The 16,789-nt window shown below is 39.6% G+C and carries 15 protein-coding genes; 6 read left to right on the top strand and 9 right to left on the bottom strand.

The genetic code is table 11. The features are described from left to right. Window positions 1-93 precede the first annotated feature (93 nt). Window positions 94-720, top strand: a complete 627-nt coding sequence (locus tag MHB42_RS07485) for a nitroreductase family protein (protein WP_340805315.1) — start codon at window positions 94-96, stop codon at window positions 718-720. A 326-nt stretch (window positions 721-1,046) separates the two neighbouring features. Next, on the top strand, window positions 1,047-1,535 hold the full coding sequence (locus MHB42_RS07480; protein ID WP_340805314.1) for a hypothetical protein: 489 nt from the start codon (window positions 1,047-1,049) through the stop codon (window positions 1,533-1,535). Window positions 1,536-1,592: 57 nt separating this feature from the next. On the opposite strand, the gene MHB42_RS07475 is transcribed toward MHB42_RS07480, so the two are convergent. Further along, window positions 1,593-1,883 carry a hypothetical protein gene (locus tag MHB42_RS07475; RefSeq protein ID WP_340805313.1) on the bottom strand — a complete coding sequence of 97 codons (291 nt, stop codon included), beginning with the start codon at window positions 1,881-1,883 and terminating at the stop codon, window positions 1,593-1,595. Between the two features lie 146 nt (window positions 1,884-2,029). Between MHB42_RS07475 and MHB42_RS07470 the strand changes: the two genes are divergently transcribed. After that, window positions 2,030-3,190, top strand: coding sequence for a pyridoxal-phosphate-dependent aminotransferase family protein (locus MHB42_RS07470; RefSeq protein WP_340805312.1), 1,161 nt, complete (start codon window positions 2,030-2,032; stop codon window positions 3,188-3,190). A gap of 141 nt (window positions 3,191-3,331) precedes the next feature. Here MHB42_RS07470 and MHB42_RS07465 read toward each other — a convergent pair whose 3' ends face one another. Further along, window positions 3,332-4,648, bottom strand: coding sequence for a D-serine ammonia-lyase (locus MHB42_RS07465; protein WP_340805311.1), 1,317 nt, complete (start codon window positions 4,646-4,648; stop codon window positions 3,332-3,334). Further along, window positions 4,641-5,114 carry a YaiI/YqxD family protein gene (locus MHB42_RS07460; protein WP_340808554.1) on the bottom strand — a complete coding sequence of 158 codons (474 nt, stop codon included), beginning with the start codon at window positions 5,112-5,114 and terminating at the stop codon, window positions 4,641-4,643. The genes MHB42_RS07465 and MHB42_RS07460 overlap by 8 nt, the downstream gene beginning before the upstream one ends. A 174-nt stretch (window positions 5,115-5,288) precedes the next feature. On the opposite strand from MHB42_RS07460, the gene gdhA reads away from it, so the two are divergent. From gdhA to MHB42_RS07445, 3 genes are all read left to right on the top strand, one after another. Further along, entirely contained in the window at window positions 5,289-6,662 is a 1,374-nt protein-coding gene (gene gdhA / locus MHB42_RS07455) for an NADP-specific glutamate dehydrogenase (protein ID WP_340805310.1), read from the top strand. A gap of 165 nt (window positions 6,663-6,827) precedes the next feature. Continuing rightward, on the top strand, window positions 6,828-7,514 hold the full coding sequence (locus MHB42_RS07450) for a phosphoribosylaminoimidazolesuccinocarboxamide synthase (RefSeq protein WP_340805309.1): 687 nt from the start codon (window positions 6,828-6,830) through the stop codon (window positions 7,512-7,514). Window positions 7,515-7,637: 123 nt separating this feature from the next. Continuing rightward, a complete protein-coding gene (locus MHB42_RS07445; RefSeq protein WP_340805308.1) occupies window positions 7,638-8,291 on the top strand; it encodes a YIP1 family protein in 654 nt (217 codons plus the stop codon). Between the two features lie 42 nt (window positions 8,292-8,333). Here the strand turns inward: MHB42_RS07445 and MHB42_RS07440 are convergent, their stop codons facing one another. The 6 genes from MHB42_RS07440 to MHB42_RS07415 form a co-directional block, all read right to left on the bottom strand. Further along, complete coding sequence (locus MHB42_RS07440) at window positions 8,334-9,536, bottom strand: NAD(P)-dependent malic enzyme (RefSeq protein ID WP_340805307.1); 1,203 nt, start codon at window positions 9,534-9,536, stop codon at window positions 8,334-8,336. A gap of 421 nt (window positions 9,537-9,957) precedes the next feature. Further along, window positions 9,958-10,788 carry an MBL fold metallo-hydrolase gene (locus MHB42_RS07435; RefSeq protein ID WP_340805306.1) on the bottom strand — a complete coding sequence of 277 codons (831 nt, stop codon included), beginning with the start codon at window positions 10,786-10,788 and terminating at the stop codon, window positions 9,958-9,960. Window positions 10,789-10,842: 54 nt separating this feature from the next. After that, entirely contained in the window at window positions 10,843-11,388 is a 546-nt protein-coding gene (locus tag MHB42_RS07430) for a hypothetical protein (protein WP_340805305.1), read from the bottom strand. Beyond that, the gene (locus MHB42_RS07425) at window positions 11,381-12,154 is read right to left on the bottom strand and encodes a hypothetical protein (protein ID WP_340805304.1); all 774 of its coding nucleotides are present in this window, start codon (window positions 12,152-12,154) and stop codon (window positions 11,381-11,383) included. The genes MHB42_RS07430 and MHB42_RS07425 overlap by 8 nt, the downstream gene beginning before the upstream one ends. Window positions 12,155-12,325: 171 nt before the next feature. Next, the gene (locus MHB42_RS07420; protein ID WP_340805303.1) at window positions 12,326-13,120 is read right to left on the bottom strand and encodes a sulfurtransferase; all 795 of its coding nucleotides are present in this window, start codon (window positions 13,118-13,120) and stop codon (window positions 12,326-12,328) included. A gap of 10 nt (window positions 13,121-13,130) precedes the next feature. Then, window positions 13,131-16,742 (bottom strand): dynamin family protein, encoded by a 3,612-nt coding sequence (locus MHB42_RS07415; protein ID WP_340805302.1) that lies wholly within the window; start codon window positions 16,740-16,742, stop codon window positions 13,131-13,133. Window positions 16,743-16,789: the final 47 nt, after the last annotated feature.

Genomic DNA, 16,789 nt, shown 5'->3' with positions numbered 1-16,789 from the left:
CACGCTCGAATTTTATCCCAAGCAATTTACTTGGAAAAAAACTTTATTTATCGTATAGTAAAAACACATTTTATCATAAAGGAGATCACACTAATGCCTATTACAAAAAGCCATCTACATAAAGTGATGCATGAACGTAAATCTGTTCGTAAATACGACGCAAGCTTTAAAATTCCACAAGACCAACTAGAAGAGCTGCTAATCGAAGCAACGTCCGCTCCCTCCTCTAGTAACTTACAGCCATGGCGCTTCCTTGTTATTCAAGATGATACTGTCAAAAAAGAGCTACGCGCCATTGCCAATAATCAGGAGCAAGTGGAAACAGCCTCTGCCATTATTGCCGTTCTAGGTGATACAAAGATGTACGAAAATGCAGAGGCTGTTTATACAAAAAATTTCGAGCTTGGCTATATTAATGAAGCAACAAAAGATTTTATGATTAACAACTCCTATAAGCTCTATGCTCAGCTACCACAAGAAACATTAACAAACATCGTGACATTCGATGCAGGCTTAATTTCTATGCAAATTATGCTGTTGGCTAAAGATATGGGCTATGATACAGTACCGATGGGAGGCTTTTCAAAAGAAGCCTTTGCGAAATATTTCGACTTAGCCGATCATATTGTCCCAGTTATTTTAATTGCCATTGGTAAAGCAGCAGCACCAGCCTATAATTCCTCACGTATTGAGCTGAACAATATTGCTAAATTTATCTAATATCCATCAAGCCACCTTGTCAATCAGGTGGCTTTTTTCATGGAAAAGGGAATGTTCAACTAATTCAGACATATGCTAGTAGTGCTTTGTAGTAAGAAACGAAGCAAAAATGATTCTCTAAAACTAGCTTAATAAATTTTCCAAGGATATTTTTTGCATTTTTTGTATCAACTACGCAAAAAATCATCATATATGATTTAAAAACAAACTTTATTCTAGTACAAATGTGTGATTTTCAATAAATATCACTTATAAATTATAATAGCATTAATAGTTTTAGCTTGTTATGATGGAGGGGAACTTACTTTCGAAGGGAGGTTTTACGGATGAATTATGATTCTTATTATTACAATGATTATGATGCATTTTTTGGAGGTTTATTTCTTGTAATTATTTTGGTAAGCCTTGTTCTAGGGTTAATCGCTTATGTGATTACTGCACTTATTTATTTTATGGCATCGAAAACAAATGGCTTTGGAGATGTTGCCTACATCGCTTGGATTCCGATCATTAATGTCTATAGCCTGTTCTTGCTCACAGCTGATGGATACGATCAAGAAACCGTACGTGCAACAGCTAAAAGAAATATCTTAATTTATGCTGGGCTGTTGATCATTTCATTTATACCATTTATAGGATGGATAGCTTCTATTGGTGCTGTCGGCTTCACACTCTATTTCACCTATCGCCTATTTTATCGTTGGTCTGGAGAAACGGGCAAAGCAGTCCTATACATTATTTTAACGCTGATCACAGGTGGATTATTCTTTATGATTTACGGCTTAATGCGTATGAATAGACCATTTGTTGTATAACTTCTCTAAGGAAAAGCCTCTTTATGCCAAAAAGCTAAAGAGGCTTTTCTATGCGATTTAGAGCTTCCCTCGAATGCTGGATTGCTGCTGTATGTAATCATTAATGCAATCGACAAGCTGATATAATTGATCTTGCGGGCCCCATATAGACCATCCTTCCAACGGGCTACTTTGTTCATGGTTAAACGTTGCAAACTGCTCATGCTGCTGAAGCATATACTGCCGCCATTCACCCTTTTCCGTAATATCCGCTAATGTTATATGCTTCAATGTCTGAATTTTATAAACCATCACATGATTTGGCTGTTGTAAAAAATAAATAAATGGATAACGCATTTTTGTTTGCATATAATCCCCCCTTTTTAAGAGATTTTATCATTCGTATGACAGGGTTTTCCATCGTTTTTCAAAAAAGCGTCTAGCATGGTCAATAAATATGTTATTATTTAGTTAGAAAATTTAGAATTTCTATTATGTAAAGGGGATTGATGATTGTGTATGAAAATATTTTAAGACACCCAGGGCCAACGCCTATTCCAAAAAAGGTTCAGCTTGCGATGAATCAGGATATTTTTAGTCATCGAAGTCAAGAATTCGTAGAGCTATACCGTGAAACAACTGAGCTTGTAAAGCCCGTTTTCGGCACAACACAGGACATCTTACTTTTACCATCAGGTGGGACAGCTGCCCTTGAAGCTGCGGCAGTCAATACGGTTTCTGCTGGAGAAGAGGTTGTTGTCATTACGGTTGGCGCATTTGGTGATTATTTTGTATCGATTTGTGAGCAATACGGCTTCCATGTACATAAGCTGGCAAAGGAATGGGGACAAGCTTGCACAGCAGAGGAGCTACGTGCCTTTTTACAGCCTTTAAATAATATTCAAGCTGTATTTGTAACGTACAATGAAACATCGACAGGTATTTTAAATCCAGTTGCAGCATTAGCGCAAGTTATTCGTGAGGAAACAGATGCTCTTGTTATTGTCGATGGTGTAAGCTGTATTGGCGGAGTACCTGCTGAAATGGATGCTTGGGGCATTGATATTTTAGTAACAGGCTCACAAAAGGCTATGATGCTACCACCAGGGCTTTCACTTGTTAGCGTTAGTGATAGAGCATGGAAAGTCATTGAAGAAAATCAAACACCATCCTACTATTTAAATTTACGCAGCTATCGTAGCTGGGCAGAAAAGGGAATGACACCAAATACCCCTGCAATTACATTGATTTACGGGCTGCATGAGGTTTGCAAGCTAATCGAGCAGGAAGGCGGCTTTGCACAAACAGTGGCTCGCCATGCATTAATGAAAGATATGGTGCGCAGTGCTATGAAGGCACTGAATATCGAGCTTTTAGCGGAGGAGCAATATGCCTCACCAACGATTACAGCTATTAAAGCACCTCAAGGCATTGACCTTGGCGAATTTTTAGCGCATCTTAAGCAGCACTATCATGTAGATTTTGCTGGTGGACTTGGTCATCTACAAGGGCAAATTTTCCGCTTCGGTCATATGGGCTATTGCTTCCCAAGCGATATTTTACAAGCCGTATCATTAATGGAAGCTGCCCTAAAAGACTTCTCCTACGATTTTGAGCCAGGAGCAGGCGTTCTTGCCGCACAGCAGGTCTTTTTAGCTGCACAACAAAAAGCATAAGAACTAGGAGGAGCCATTTAAGCAAGTGGCTCCTCCTAGTTTATTGAGCAAATGGATTCTAGTTTTGATCACTTACATACCTGTGTTGAGCGTATCTCTTCCATTTTTGATCACTTAGCAACTTAAATTGAGCAAGCTTCCCTAACGTTTGGCTAAATAGGCTGCACGCATGGCTTCGGGAACCATACTGCCACCAGTTGCCCAGACAAGATGTGTCGCTTGGTCCATCTGATTGACTAAGCTATGCTTCTCTAAATAGGATTGACCCTTTTGCCATAGACGAATAGCGCCAAACATACCCGCATGTGCGGAAGGCTCTAAAAATAACCCTTCATGCTCCATCGCTAAGCCGAGTGAAGCAAACAGCTCCTCATCTGTCACTGTATAGCAGCCACTAATATAGTGCTCCATCACCTTGCCTACAAATTTAGAAGCGCGTCCAACAGCAAGGCCATCCGCTTCAGTTTTATTATCAAGACCAATATCCTCTACACTAATCGCATCATGTAAACCTGTCATTAAGCCAATGGTCATGCAAGGGGAGGCAACTGGCTCTGCAAAGAAAATATGCACATGCTCACCAAATAATTCGCGTAACCCATAGGCAACACCTCCTGGACCTCCCCCTACCCCACATGGTAAATAGACGAACAATGGATGTGCCTTATCCACGAGTATATTTGCCTGTTCCAATTGATCTTTTAAACGTTTAGCGGCAACGGCATAGCCTGCAAACAAGTCCTTGGAATTTTCATCATCAATAAAATGACACGTAGCATCTTGTTCAGCTTCCTGTCGTCCCTGCTCTACTGCAACACTATAATCCGCCTGATGTTCAATAACTGTCGCTCCCTTTTCACGCAGCATAGCCTTTTTCCATTCCTTTGCATCACTCGACATATGTACAACGACATTAAAGCCGAGCTGCTTGCCCATAATGCCGATACTTAAGCCTAAGTTGCCTGTAGAGCCAACCGCAATCGTATACTGCTGGAAGAACGTCTGCCATTCCTCTGTTGCTAAAACAGCATAATCATCCCCTTTTTTTAGCTTGCCACTTGCTAATGCTAGCCGTTCAGCATGCTTTAGTACTTCATAAATTCCACCGCGTGCTTTAATGGAACCGGAAATCGGCAATGCATGGTCGCATTTCATGAATAATTGCCCTTGTATTGTGACCCCATAGAGCTTTTCAAGTGCCTGCTTCATTGCAGGAATAGCCTTAATCGCTGATTCAATCAAGCCATTGCTTGCCACAAGCTCAGGAAATACGATTTTTAAATAGGAAGAAAAGCGCTGCAATGTTTGTTCTGCATCTGCTACCTCTTGCATGGAAAAAAGGGTTGTAGTCGGTTCTTTTAACCAATTTGTATTTTCCCATAGTACCGTATGGTGCTTGGCGATATCTTTTAGCTGTGGAAATTGCTGCAATAGTGTGTCTTTATCGTTGTTATTCATCGATTGACTCCTCCATTTTATAGGCTAAAATTGCTCGTTCACAAATTTGTCGAAATTTCATTTCAAACGAAATATTGTTTTCTTGTGTTCTTTTTTTCGGTCCCCTTGTACGTCCCCCTGCACGTCTAATTTTTTGTCCAACATGGCGCATTTCGAGCAAACGTTCGATATTTTCATTGGTCATTTCACGTCCATTTTGGTCAATTGGATAGCCCCCTCTTGCTAAAACCATCGCTGCTAAACCATAATCCTGTGTAATGACAATATCATGCTTTGAAAGCGCATTCACTAGCGTAAAATCAACCGAATCGGGTCCTTTTGGTACAATAATTGTTATTACATTATCACGTTCAATACGGTGGGACGTATCGCAAAATAAGATAGTTTCAATCTCAAACTCAGATGATATAGATAGCGCCAAATCCACTACTGGACAGGCATCAGCGTCAATTAGAACCTTTACAATAAGGCATCATTCCCTTCTCATAATTAGATGAATCATCCACTCCGTAATTATTTCGAAATAACATTTTCCCAGCCTCTCTTGCTCAATTTTTCACAAAGTCAAAAAATATTTTATTGAATAGTTTGAAAAATACATATACGATACACCTATCAAAATCAAATGGGGGTTTTCATTATGACAATCACAACGGTAAGCAATGAACAATTAGCAAAAGAATACGTAGACGGCGTATTTGAACAATTAAAACAACAAAATAGTCATCAAGCAGAATTTTTACAAGCGGCGGAGGAAATTTTTATTTCATTAGTGCCTGTCTTTGCACAGCATCCTGAATATATTGAAGCAAATATTTTATCTCGTATCGTTGAGCCAGATCGTATTATTTCCTTCCGTGTAGCTTGGCAGGATGATAACAACCAAGTCCAAGTGAACCGTGGCTATCGTGTACAATATAGCAATGTAATGGGACCATACAAAGGCGGTCTTCGCTTCCATCCTTCTGTAAATGAATCAATTATTAAATTCTTAGGCTTTGAGCAAATCTTTAAAAATGCTTTAACAGGACAGCCAATTGGCGGCGGTAAAGGTGGCTCTAACTTTGATCCAAAAGGTAAATCAAACGCAGAAATTATGCGCTTCTGTCAAGCATTTATGACTGAATTATACCGCCATATCGGTCCAGATGTCGATGTTCCTGCTGGTGATATTGGTGTAGGTGGTCGTGAAGTTGGCTATTTATGGGGTCAATACAAGCGTTTAACAAAAGCTAGTGAATCAGGTGTATTAACAGGTAAAACACCTGGCTATGGCGGCTCTTTAGCACGTAAAGAAGCAACTGGCTATGGTACTGTTTATTTTGTGAATGAAATGCTAAAAGACGCAAATGATTCATTCGAAGGAAAAACAGTTGTTGTTTCAGGCTCTGGTAATGTTTCCATTTATGCGATCGAAAAATCACAGCAGTATGGTGCAAAGGTCGTTGCTTGCTCTGATTCTTCAGGCTATGTGTATGACCCAGAGGGCTTAGATTTAGATGTTGTCAAAGAAATTAAAGAAGTAAAGGGTGACCGTATTTCAACTTACGTAAATTATCGACCAAATGCTACTTATACAGAAGGCTGCACAGGTATTTGGACAATTCCTTGTGATATTGCGCTACCATGTGCAACACAAAATGAAATTAATGGTGAGTCTGCTCGTACATTAATTGCAAATGGTGTAAAAGCAATCGGTGAAGGTGCAAATATGCCATCTGACCTTGAAGCAATCAATGAATTTTTAGAAGCAGGCATATTATTTGGTCCTGCCAAAGCAGCAAATGCTGGTGGCGTAGCAGTATCTGCACTTGAAATGGCACAAGATTCAAGCCGCGTATTTTGGTCATTTGAAGAAGTAGATGCGAAACTTCACCAAATTATGAAAGATATTTATGCAGATAGTAAGGCAGCCGCTGAAAAATATGGTTTCTCAGGCAACCTTGTAATGGGAGCAAATATTGCTGGCTTTGTTAAAGTAGCAGACGGCATGCTTGTTGAGGGCATTTACTAATCTCGAAAAAGGATGATAACAATTATTCGTTATCATCCTTTTTTTCTATAAAAATCACATGTTAAACAATCAGAAAAAGCTAGTTAAACGAACATTTTTATTATTAAACATTTGAAATATTCGTGTTATAATTGTAGTATTCTATAAAATATTGGAGGATTTGTTGTGGAATTATTGTATACAGGAAAAACAAAAAATGTATTTAAGCTAGAAGATGGTCACTATCTATTAAAATTTAAAGATGATGTAACAGGTGAAAATGGTGTATTTGATCCAGGTGCTAATACGGTTGGGTTAACAATTGATGGCGCTGGTCTAGCTGGTTTACGTTTAACCTCTTATTTCTATGCGAAATTAAATGAACAAGGTGTTCCTACGCATTATGTAGATGCTAACTTTGAGGACGCAACAATGACTGTTAAACCTGCAACCGTTTTTGGCAATGGCTTAGAGGTGATTTGCCGCTTTAGAGCAGTTGGTTCATTCCTACGCCGCTACGGTGCGTATGTGACGGAAGGACAAGAGCTAGATGCCTTTGTCGAAGTAACCATTAAAGATGATGAACGCCTAGACCCTCCAATTTCTGAAGATGCACTGGCAATGTTAAACCTACTAACACATGAAGAATATGCGATTTTAAAACAACGTACAATTGAAATTTCAAAGTTTGTAGCAGCAGAGCTTGCAAAAAAAGGCTTAACACTATATGATATTAAATTAGAGTTCGGTCGTGATGCTCAAACAAATGAGATTTTACTAATCGATGAAATTTCTGGTGGCAATATGCGTGCTTATAAAGGTGAGCAATATATTGAGCCATTAGAGCTTGAAAAAATTATGCTAGCTGAATAAGTCATCCAGAAGGGTATGTCTTAAGATAACTTTTTAAACATACCCTTCTTTTTTATGAAACTTTTCCCTATATAAGCCGTATAGTAAGGAAACAGCAAATTTTATTAGGTTGGAGGTAGTTTAATGGAAAATTATAATGAATCACCACAAGAAGAAAGAATAAAGCTAAATCCATTTTTATCCGTTTGGCTACACCCAAAGCAAACAACTCGTTATATGCTTCATGAAAAAACGATTGGCTTTGCCATTTTGGTGTTATCAATTGGTTATATTGGCTCTATTCTATCTGGGATAGTCGATATAGAGTTTTTAAATGATGTTGCACCTTGGCTCATAGTGTTAATATGCATTATTTTCGCCCCAATTGTAGGCATGATTAGTACAGCTTTTTCTGCCCTTGTCGCATGGCTATTTGGTAAGCTTTTTAAAGGTACTGGCACTTATTCAGATTTATTTAGAGGCTTAAGCCTAACAGCTATTCCATTTATCATTTTAATTCCGTTCTATCTTATTTGGTTAATGACTTCACCAGAATCTTTATTCAATCCAGATTACATAGGACCACTACCTTGGATTTTTTGGCCAGCTATTATTCTAACAATTGTTGTGAGTATTTGGGCATTTATTATTTCCATAGCTGCCATCGCAGAAGCACACCAATTTTCAAATTGGATGGCTTTCTTTACGATCCTCATTCCTTCGATTGTGTTAGGAATTATTGCCTTTGTCTTTATTTTCATTATTATAATTGGATTGGTCGGTATTGGCATGATGTAAAAAATCTCCCCTCTCGCTTTAGGAGAGTGGGAGATTTTTTTCTTATACCGATAATGCGATATTTTGTTGGAATAGCTCTGATACACCAGATTCAACAGCCGCACCACTAACAGCACGTGACACAATTTCTACTACGCGTTCATCTAAAGATTTTGGTACGATATATTCCTCTGTTAATTCCTCGTCACTTACAAGCGATGCAATAGCCTCTACCGCAGCAATTTTCATTGCCTCATTAATATCTGTTGCACGCACATCTAATGCACCACGGAAAATGCCTGGGAATGCTAGCACATTATTAATTTGGTTTGGATAATCTGAACGACCTGTGCCCATTACACGCACGCCCCATTTTCTCGCATTGTCATAGGTAATTTCAGGGTTTGGATTTGCTAAAGCGAACACGATAGGATCGTTATTCATAGACGCAATATGAGCCTCTGTTAATAAATTCGCAACGGATACGCCAATAAAGACATCTGCCCCTACAAGAACATCATCCAATGTGCCTTGAATTTTCTCTGGATTCGTTAAATGGGCAACCGTTTCTTTAATCGGATTCATGCCCTCTGGACGCCCCTCATAAATAACACCCTTTGTATCACACATATAAATATTTTTATAGCCCATTTGCACAAGGATGCGTAAAATCGCAATACCTGCAGCACCAGCCCCATTAATAACAACCTTCATTGTTGCTACATCTTTTTTGACAATACGATTGGCATTAATCATCCCTGCCCCTACAACAATCGCTGTGCCGTGCTGGTCATCATGGAACACAGGAATATCACATTCCTGACGCAGGCGATCTTCAATTTCAAAGCAGCGCGGTGCTGAAATGTCTTCTAAATTGACAGCGCCAAACGTTGGAGCAAGCGCCTTCACAATGCTGACGATTTCATCCGTACTTTTTGTATCTAGGCAAATTGGAAAAGCATCAACATTGGCAAAACGCTTTAATAAAATCGCCTTTCCTTCCATTACTGGCAATGCCGCCTTTGGCCCAATATCACCTAAGCCTAGCACTGCTGTTCCATCTGACACTACTGCCACCATATTGCCCTTCATTGTATAGTCATAGACCAATGATGGATTTTTTTCAATTTCTACACATGGTGCAGCTACTCCCGGTGAATAAGCAAGACTAAGATCATAAGAATCCTTAACAGGAACCTTTGAATTGATCTCTAATTTCCCACTATAGTGTACATGCATTTCTAAAGCCTTTTTCATTACGTCCATTTTACCCCATCCTTTTCCCTGTTGAATTATGATTATATTTCAGAATCATAATACTTTGTGAAAGCATAGTCAATAAATATTCTGAAAATTTATTATTTTCTTTTAAAGCATTAGACTTTTCAAGCTTATATACATTTTTCTGTCAAATTACGCTTTTCACAATCAATTATTTCAAAATAATCAATACAAATAGATGATCCTAAATGAATGTACAATTACAGCCATTTGAACTGTTCAGCTTTTCACATAGTATTTTTCTTATGTAATTGAGAAATTTTTCACAAACTTATGTAAGCGCATCCATTGTGGTGACTGGATTTGTCACATTTTCTTCACATTTTTTCACAAAGTTTTAGACATAAAGTGAAGCTTCAACCAGTGGGGGGCTTACACTCTGTTAATACGGGATAAAAAAAGAGCCCTAGCGATAGGACTCTTGTGTAAAGTGATGAATAAAAGCGGTTATCATATGCTTGGAAGACCATTGCTCCTCGGATACATGTGTTATAGGGTAATCACGCGGGACAATACTTTTAGTTATTTCCTCTACGGAATAGCCACGCTCAAAAAGCTGGCGGACCTTAGCCTCCATTTCTTCAATATACGTAATTTTTTCAACTATTCGCTTGCGTCCATCTGCAAGATAGCCCGCATGACAGCAATAAACTTCCTGAAAATCATAGTTTAATAATTTTTTTAAAGATGCTAATGTATGAACAATATTTTCTTCATCCAAGACAACCTTTGTTTTTGTTTGAACATATAGATCACCTGTAAACATTGCACCTGCTTCACGATTATAGAAAGCTAGATGATCGGTCGTATGGCCAGGTGTTTCAATAATATCCCATATGGCTGTTGCTGTTTGCAAGGTTGAGCCAAATGGTTGTGCCGTAAAGGCTGGACGCTCTCCCCATAATGCTTGCCGATACAATGGATATACCCCATCCTTTGCACAGCTCTGGATAGACTCATGATGTAGATAAATGGGGACATCCATATGCTGTTGTAGCCAAGCAGCATTGCCTGTATGATCCTCATGAGAATGCGTTAATGCGATTTGTTCGATCGGTAAATCCTTAAAAAATGGCTGAAATTCCTGTGCCAATGAAGCAGAGCCCGTATCAATTAATAAACCATCCACAAAGAAACTATAAACACCCATCCCAAAGCCTTGAACGGCTATTTTTCCATGTGCACATTGTACATCACTGTGCTGCTCCACCTTTATGCTTGTTTCACGCTTAAACATCCTACGTTCCCCCTTTTTACCAAAGTGTAGCATAAAATGAATAGCGAGTCATTTTCAGGAAGCCTTCACATGGGTAGCTACTTTTATATATTTTCTTACATCGTGTATATGAAGGAACAAACGAATTTTTACTGCTAATAGTACCATAACACCAATAAGCACTATGATAGAAGCAGTAAAAGAGTCAATATTCATTAGAAATGTCCAGCTCGCTGCCACTACTAGCACAAGCCATTGATAGCTTTTCATTATACGTGGTGTCGAAGCCTGTCCGTAATAGCGCTGTTCAATCGCTGCAACTGTTTTACTTAATTCAAGAATAATCAATAATTCAATGAGGATACTTAGGACGAAATACCATGTACCTGTGAATGTAGTCATTCGTAATATATACATTATCAGTAAGACCATATCGCTAATCAGTAAATAGTTCATCCATGTTTTTCTCGGGCAATACGTGAAAGCCTTTATACATGCACCGTAAAAAATCAATTGTTGCAAACAATAAGCAAACGGTATCATATTCAATAGCACAAGCTTGCAGCCTAGTGCAATCAATAGCCATTTCAAAAGCTGTAATTGTTGACACTTATCAGCCATAACAATCATCCTGTTGCAACTCCTTTTGTATACTTTCTAGATGAAAGGGAGCATCTCGGATTACAGATACTGGCCATACATGGTCTGGGCCACTAACACTTACCGTTGCAGAAACATCCGCCGCTGATTCATTAATCTGAAATGCTATATTTAACGTTTGCCCCTCGTTCACAGCAATCGGAAAATCCTCTTCCTTATATTGCTTACCATCGACCTCCACATGCTTAAAGTTCACACGGGACTTTAAGCATGCAGGTATATGAACTGTCTGAATACTTGTATTCTGTGCTACCTTATAGGTGACAGCGGTATCCCCATTGCTACTGCCAGATGATGCCAGAAAATAATCACCTTGTTGACGAGGCTCCTCCCATGCTAAGCCCAATGCTGCCGTTAGTCGTTCTCCATCACTCAGCACTAAAGACACTTGCTTGCTATGCAGCAAGGCATCGATTTCCTGATTGTTACCACTAAAATAAGCTACCCGCACCACTTGATGCGCATTTTCTTCTATTATATCTGTTGTACCACTTGTTTCTTCCAGTAAAATAAGAGAACCTGTTTCTAAATGGGTCACGAAGCGCTGATCACTTTTATTTGTTATATAATGAATTTTAAAATGGTGACTATCATTGCTACGATAAAAATCTTGAATAAGCGGCACTGTTATTGGCTGTGCTAATTGATGGTGAACATACACTATACTATTGCCAAGCAGCAACAGCATAATTACCCCTATCGCTACTACCTGTTTAAAATTCCCCATAGTTCCCCTCCTACTCTACTATTTTATCATATAAATTTTGGGTTCTATCCATCACATTTGAGATGCTATCCCTCACTTTTACTGTTCTATCCGCCACATTTGGGGTGCTATCCGTCACTTTTGCTGTTCTATCCATCCCCATAAAAAAACGCCCACGAATGTGAGCGTTTTTTATTCTACATCATATTCTGTAATCCAATCACTAAAGCTACCTACATATAATTGGATATTATCATAGCCTTCATCTGCTAACACCGCATACAATGGTGAGGCTGTAACGCCGCTACCGCAATAGACAACGATATGCTCATCGCGTGCCACTTTTTGGCGCAATGCATCGTTTGCCTTTAATTGTCCATCTACCTTTAACTGCTCCCAATCAAAGTTTTTCGCTGTTGGAATATGCCCTGCTACCTTATCCAATGGCTCTACTTCTCCACGGTAGCGTTCAGCCGCACGTGCATCGAGTAAAGTTGCTTGTACCTCGCCATCCACAATGGCTTTCACAGCTTGTCTTGGCGCATACAGCTCATCTCGCCATACAAAGTCAATCTTTGTTGGAGGATATTTAATAACATCCTTCGTAAATGGCATTTTGGCTTCGAGTGCAGGTGCACCACCATTAACAATTATTACGTTTGGAAAGCCAGCATAAGTGAGCATCCACCATGCGCGTGGGGCGAATGGTGCAGCTCCTTGGTCATATACAACAATTTGATCCTCATAGCGTAAGCCTAGCTCCTGAAAGACCGATGCCAATTTTTCCTTGCTTGGCATTGGGTGACGCCCCTCTTTGCTATCCATATCTGATAGCTGCTGCTCTAAATCAAGATAAACCGCTCCTGTTGCATGCCCCTCTTCAAATGCTTTTCTGCCAGCCTCTTTATTTTGTAAATCGTAGCGGGCATCGATAAAGCGGACACCATCCAACTGAATATCATCCACTGTTTTGAATACTTTTCCCAAATGAACCACCTCATGCATATTGTAGTTGTGCATAAATCGCTTTCCAAGAAGCTAAACGGCTTTCTTCTTGCAATGCCTGTCTTTCTGTATCAATTTGTTCAAGTGCTTGATGATAAATATATTGACGTAAATTCTCTGCTTCCTCTGCAATAAAGGTAATCGCCCAAGTCATAAGGGAAACCTTTTGTGCATCTAAATACTCCTGTGCATCTGGCTTTGTTAATGCCTCTAACGCCTCACTTAATTTTACTTTCTCATTTTTCTCAAAGAATGCTTTTTGATTGCGGAAGTGTGATTTAACACTTGCATATTTTGAAGCATCCGTAAATGGACCATCGAAATCAAGTAAATTAGGCTCGGACGATTCAAAGGCTAAGAATGAGAAGCTACGGTTTAGCTCTTTTAGCTCACGTACTTCATCTTTAAAGCGCTGCTGCATCTTTTTGCTAATAAATTGCGATAAGCGGAAGTTTGTGACACGCATTTCCTGTGTAAAATCAAAACGTAAGCTTTGTAATACTTCCTTCAAAGCATGCTCCAGCGCTTGCTGTGCGGGCATGGCAGCAAATGTTGAAGGATTATAGCCTTCCTTAAAGAACTCAGGATAACGATAATAAACACGCTGTAGCACATAGTACAGTAGCTCATCTAGCTCCTGCTTTGTTTCACTTTCTAGCATGCTTGTGTTCAGCTCGCTAAATTTCGATTGAATATGCTGCTCAAGTACTGCTAACTCCTCTAAGCGTTCATCCTTACGCTTTAAGTTGTCCTCTGTCTGTGCGATTAAATCGGCTAGACGTTGCTCGGTTTTATCGACTTCCTCTGCAAGCGCTTGGACAGCTAATGCGCTTAATTCATCATTTAAGAATGTATGGAAATCTTCCTCAAACGGTGGCATCCCTGATGTTAAGTCAGTGCCCTCTACTTTTTCCTTTAATGCCAACAGACTGGATACACCATACAATCGTGGGAAACGAATACCGAAGCGCTGTAGCTCTGAGCGAACATAGTCCTTAACGTCTTCCTGCTCCTCCTCTGTTGTTGCCAAGTCAATCGCATTGACAATAAAGAACATTTTATCGAGCTCAAATGCATCTTTTACACGACCAAGCTGAATTAAAAACTCACGGTCTGCTTTGGCAAAGGCATGATTATAGTACGTAATAAATAGGATGGCATCGGCATTACGAATATATTCAAAGGCTACCCCTGTATGACGAGCATTAATGGAATCGGCTCCCGGTGTATCCACCAATGTAACGCCCATTCGTGTTAATGGGCTATCATAATAGAAGTCGATATTATCCACAAAGCATGATTTATTTTCTTGTGCAACAAATTTTTCAAACTCTTCTCGATCAACACGAATAACTGTACCAAGCTCAGATTTAAACGTTGGATAGCCTTCCTTATAGGCACGAATAAATGATTTATGCACATTTAAACGCTCATCCGTTAGCTGAACGGCAAGCCCTTCATCCGCACGATTAAATGCCTCCTCCAATGAAGACACAGACAAGCCAATCGCCACATAGGAGCCCTGAATATCCTCTAGCATTTGCTCCGCTGTTTTTAGCTGGACATCTGCTGTTTCATGTGGATGCTCAGGCGTTACAGGGCGTATTTTATTAATAGCTGCTGTAGTAGGGTTGGGCGATACAGGTAATACCTTCGCACCCATCAAGGCATTCGAGAAGGATGATTTCCCTGCACTAAATGCCCCAAATAAAGCAATCGTAAAGTCCTTTTTCTGTAAGCGTTCCACTTTATGCTCAAGATATTGAGCAACCTCTGCAAAGCCTTGTACCTCTTTTACCGCCTTAGCTGTATGCAGTGCCCGTTGAATCACACCATCTATTGGAAGGCTTACTGTCGCTACTGCTTGCTGTACTTCCTCCTGCTGAACAACTTCCTCCTTTGGCTTTAGCATGGATTCATCAAATAAACGAATATCTGCTAAATCTTGCTTAAAGGCATTTTCCCATGCTACAAGCTGTTGGTTGGCAATTTGACGCACTTCATTGCTTGCTTGGTGCATAATGCTTGCACTATATTGCTGATAGCCTTCGATTTCCAGCACAGCACGAATCGCATCCACCTTCGCCTGCATAGCTGCCATTTTTAGCTTGGATGGTGCAGCCGCTTCTGTTGCTACTGCTTCAAGTGTTGCTGCCTGCTCATCTTTCCAGCGATCCGTTTCCTGAATAAAGTAACGCTTGGTCGCCTCTGCCACACGATTCGCAAAGTTTAATACGGCATCACCTGTCAATATTGACCCTGTTTGCACTTGCTGCTCAATTAATGAGAAGGGCAGGTCAAACGTGTAGCCATCAATAGACGTCGCACGCTCTTCATTTAATGCACCAACATCCTTCAATGCCTTTTTCATGAGCCCTTTTAAATGACCTGTAATTTGCGCATGCACAACATTTTGATAGGCGTTATAGGCATCCTCTTTACGGCGGTTACGCTCTTCCTCTGTTTTTTTCTTCGCCGAAAAGAAGCCCCCTACTTTAAAGCCCTCCTGCATGCTTTCTAAATATAGACGCAAGCGGTCACGTAAATCGGCTGGCATAATGGCAGCATTGGCAAGTAATTCCTTGCGCTGCTCCTCAAATGTTTCATTCCATGCCTCAATAGAAAATAGCTCAACCTGACGATTTAATTTATTGTATTGCTCTAAAATATCTTGATGGTGTGCCCAGTCATCCGCACTTAAAATTTCTTCATCAATTGCTAAACGATCCTGTCTTTCTTCCATTAAATAATTGTCATGCTCGCTTTGCAATAAACGCAATGTATTCGTAGCTGTTTGTACAAGCTGCTCCTGCCAATCATTCATACTGTCCATCACGATTTTCTTTACTGCCTCAAAATCATTATGTGGATGTTCAGGCTCTCTTAATGATGTGAAGAAAACACCCTTCGGTACAACACCCCATGCTGCAAAGGATTGATGAACAGTTGCTTTAAATTCTTCGAAGCTCAATTCATTATCTTTATGCTTATCAATCATATTGACAATTAAATAAACATTTGGATTATATTTCATTAATTGCTTTGTGAATTGGAAATTTAATTCCGACTGCACATGGTTGTAGTCCATTGTATAAAATACGATATCAGCAATATGTAATGCTGATTCCGTTGACATGCGGTGTGCATCATCTGTGGAGTCTACCCCTGGCGTATCCATTACAGTGACACCTAGTGGTAGTGTAGAGGCACTGTGTCCAATCTCAATCTGTGACACTAAATCCCCATTTTTACTTAGCTCTTTTACTGTTTTAAAATCATAGCCAGCCTCAAATTTTACAGGCTTTTCATTGTGCATGTAAACAATCGCATAGTCTTCCTCTGATTTATGGACTTTTACGATGTTCGCACTTGTTGGAATTGGACTAGATGCCAGTAGATTTTCACCAGACAGCGCATTAATCATACTTGATTTCCCTGCAGAGAAATGGCCTGCAAAGCCAATCACATACTCTTTTTGCTGAATTTTTCGAGCAAAAAGTGATGTTTTATCCATGCGCTCTGTATCACCATTATGCTGATATATTATGTATTGCAATGAGGCTTGCTTTAATAGCCCTTCCAATTGCTGTTCAAAATCTTTCATACGAAAAGTAACCCCTTCTTATTTCATTATTCATATTTAGTATTCTA

Source organism: Lysinibacillus sp. FSL K6-0232 (assembly GCF_038008325.1).
Lineage (GTDB): Bacteria > Bacillota > Bacilli > Bacillales_A > Planococcaceae > Lysinibacillus.
The sequence above is the reverse complement of the archived record's forward strand: the minus strand, read 5'-3'. Positions and strand labels throughout refer to the sequence as shown.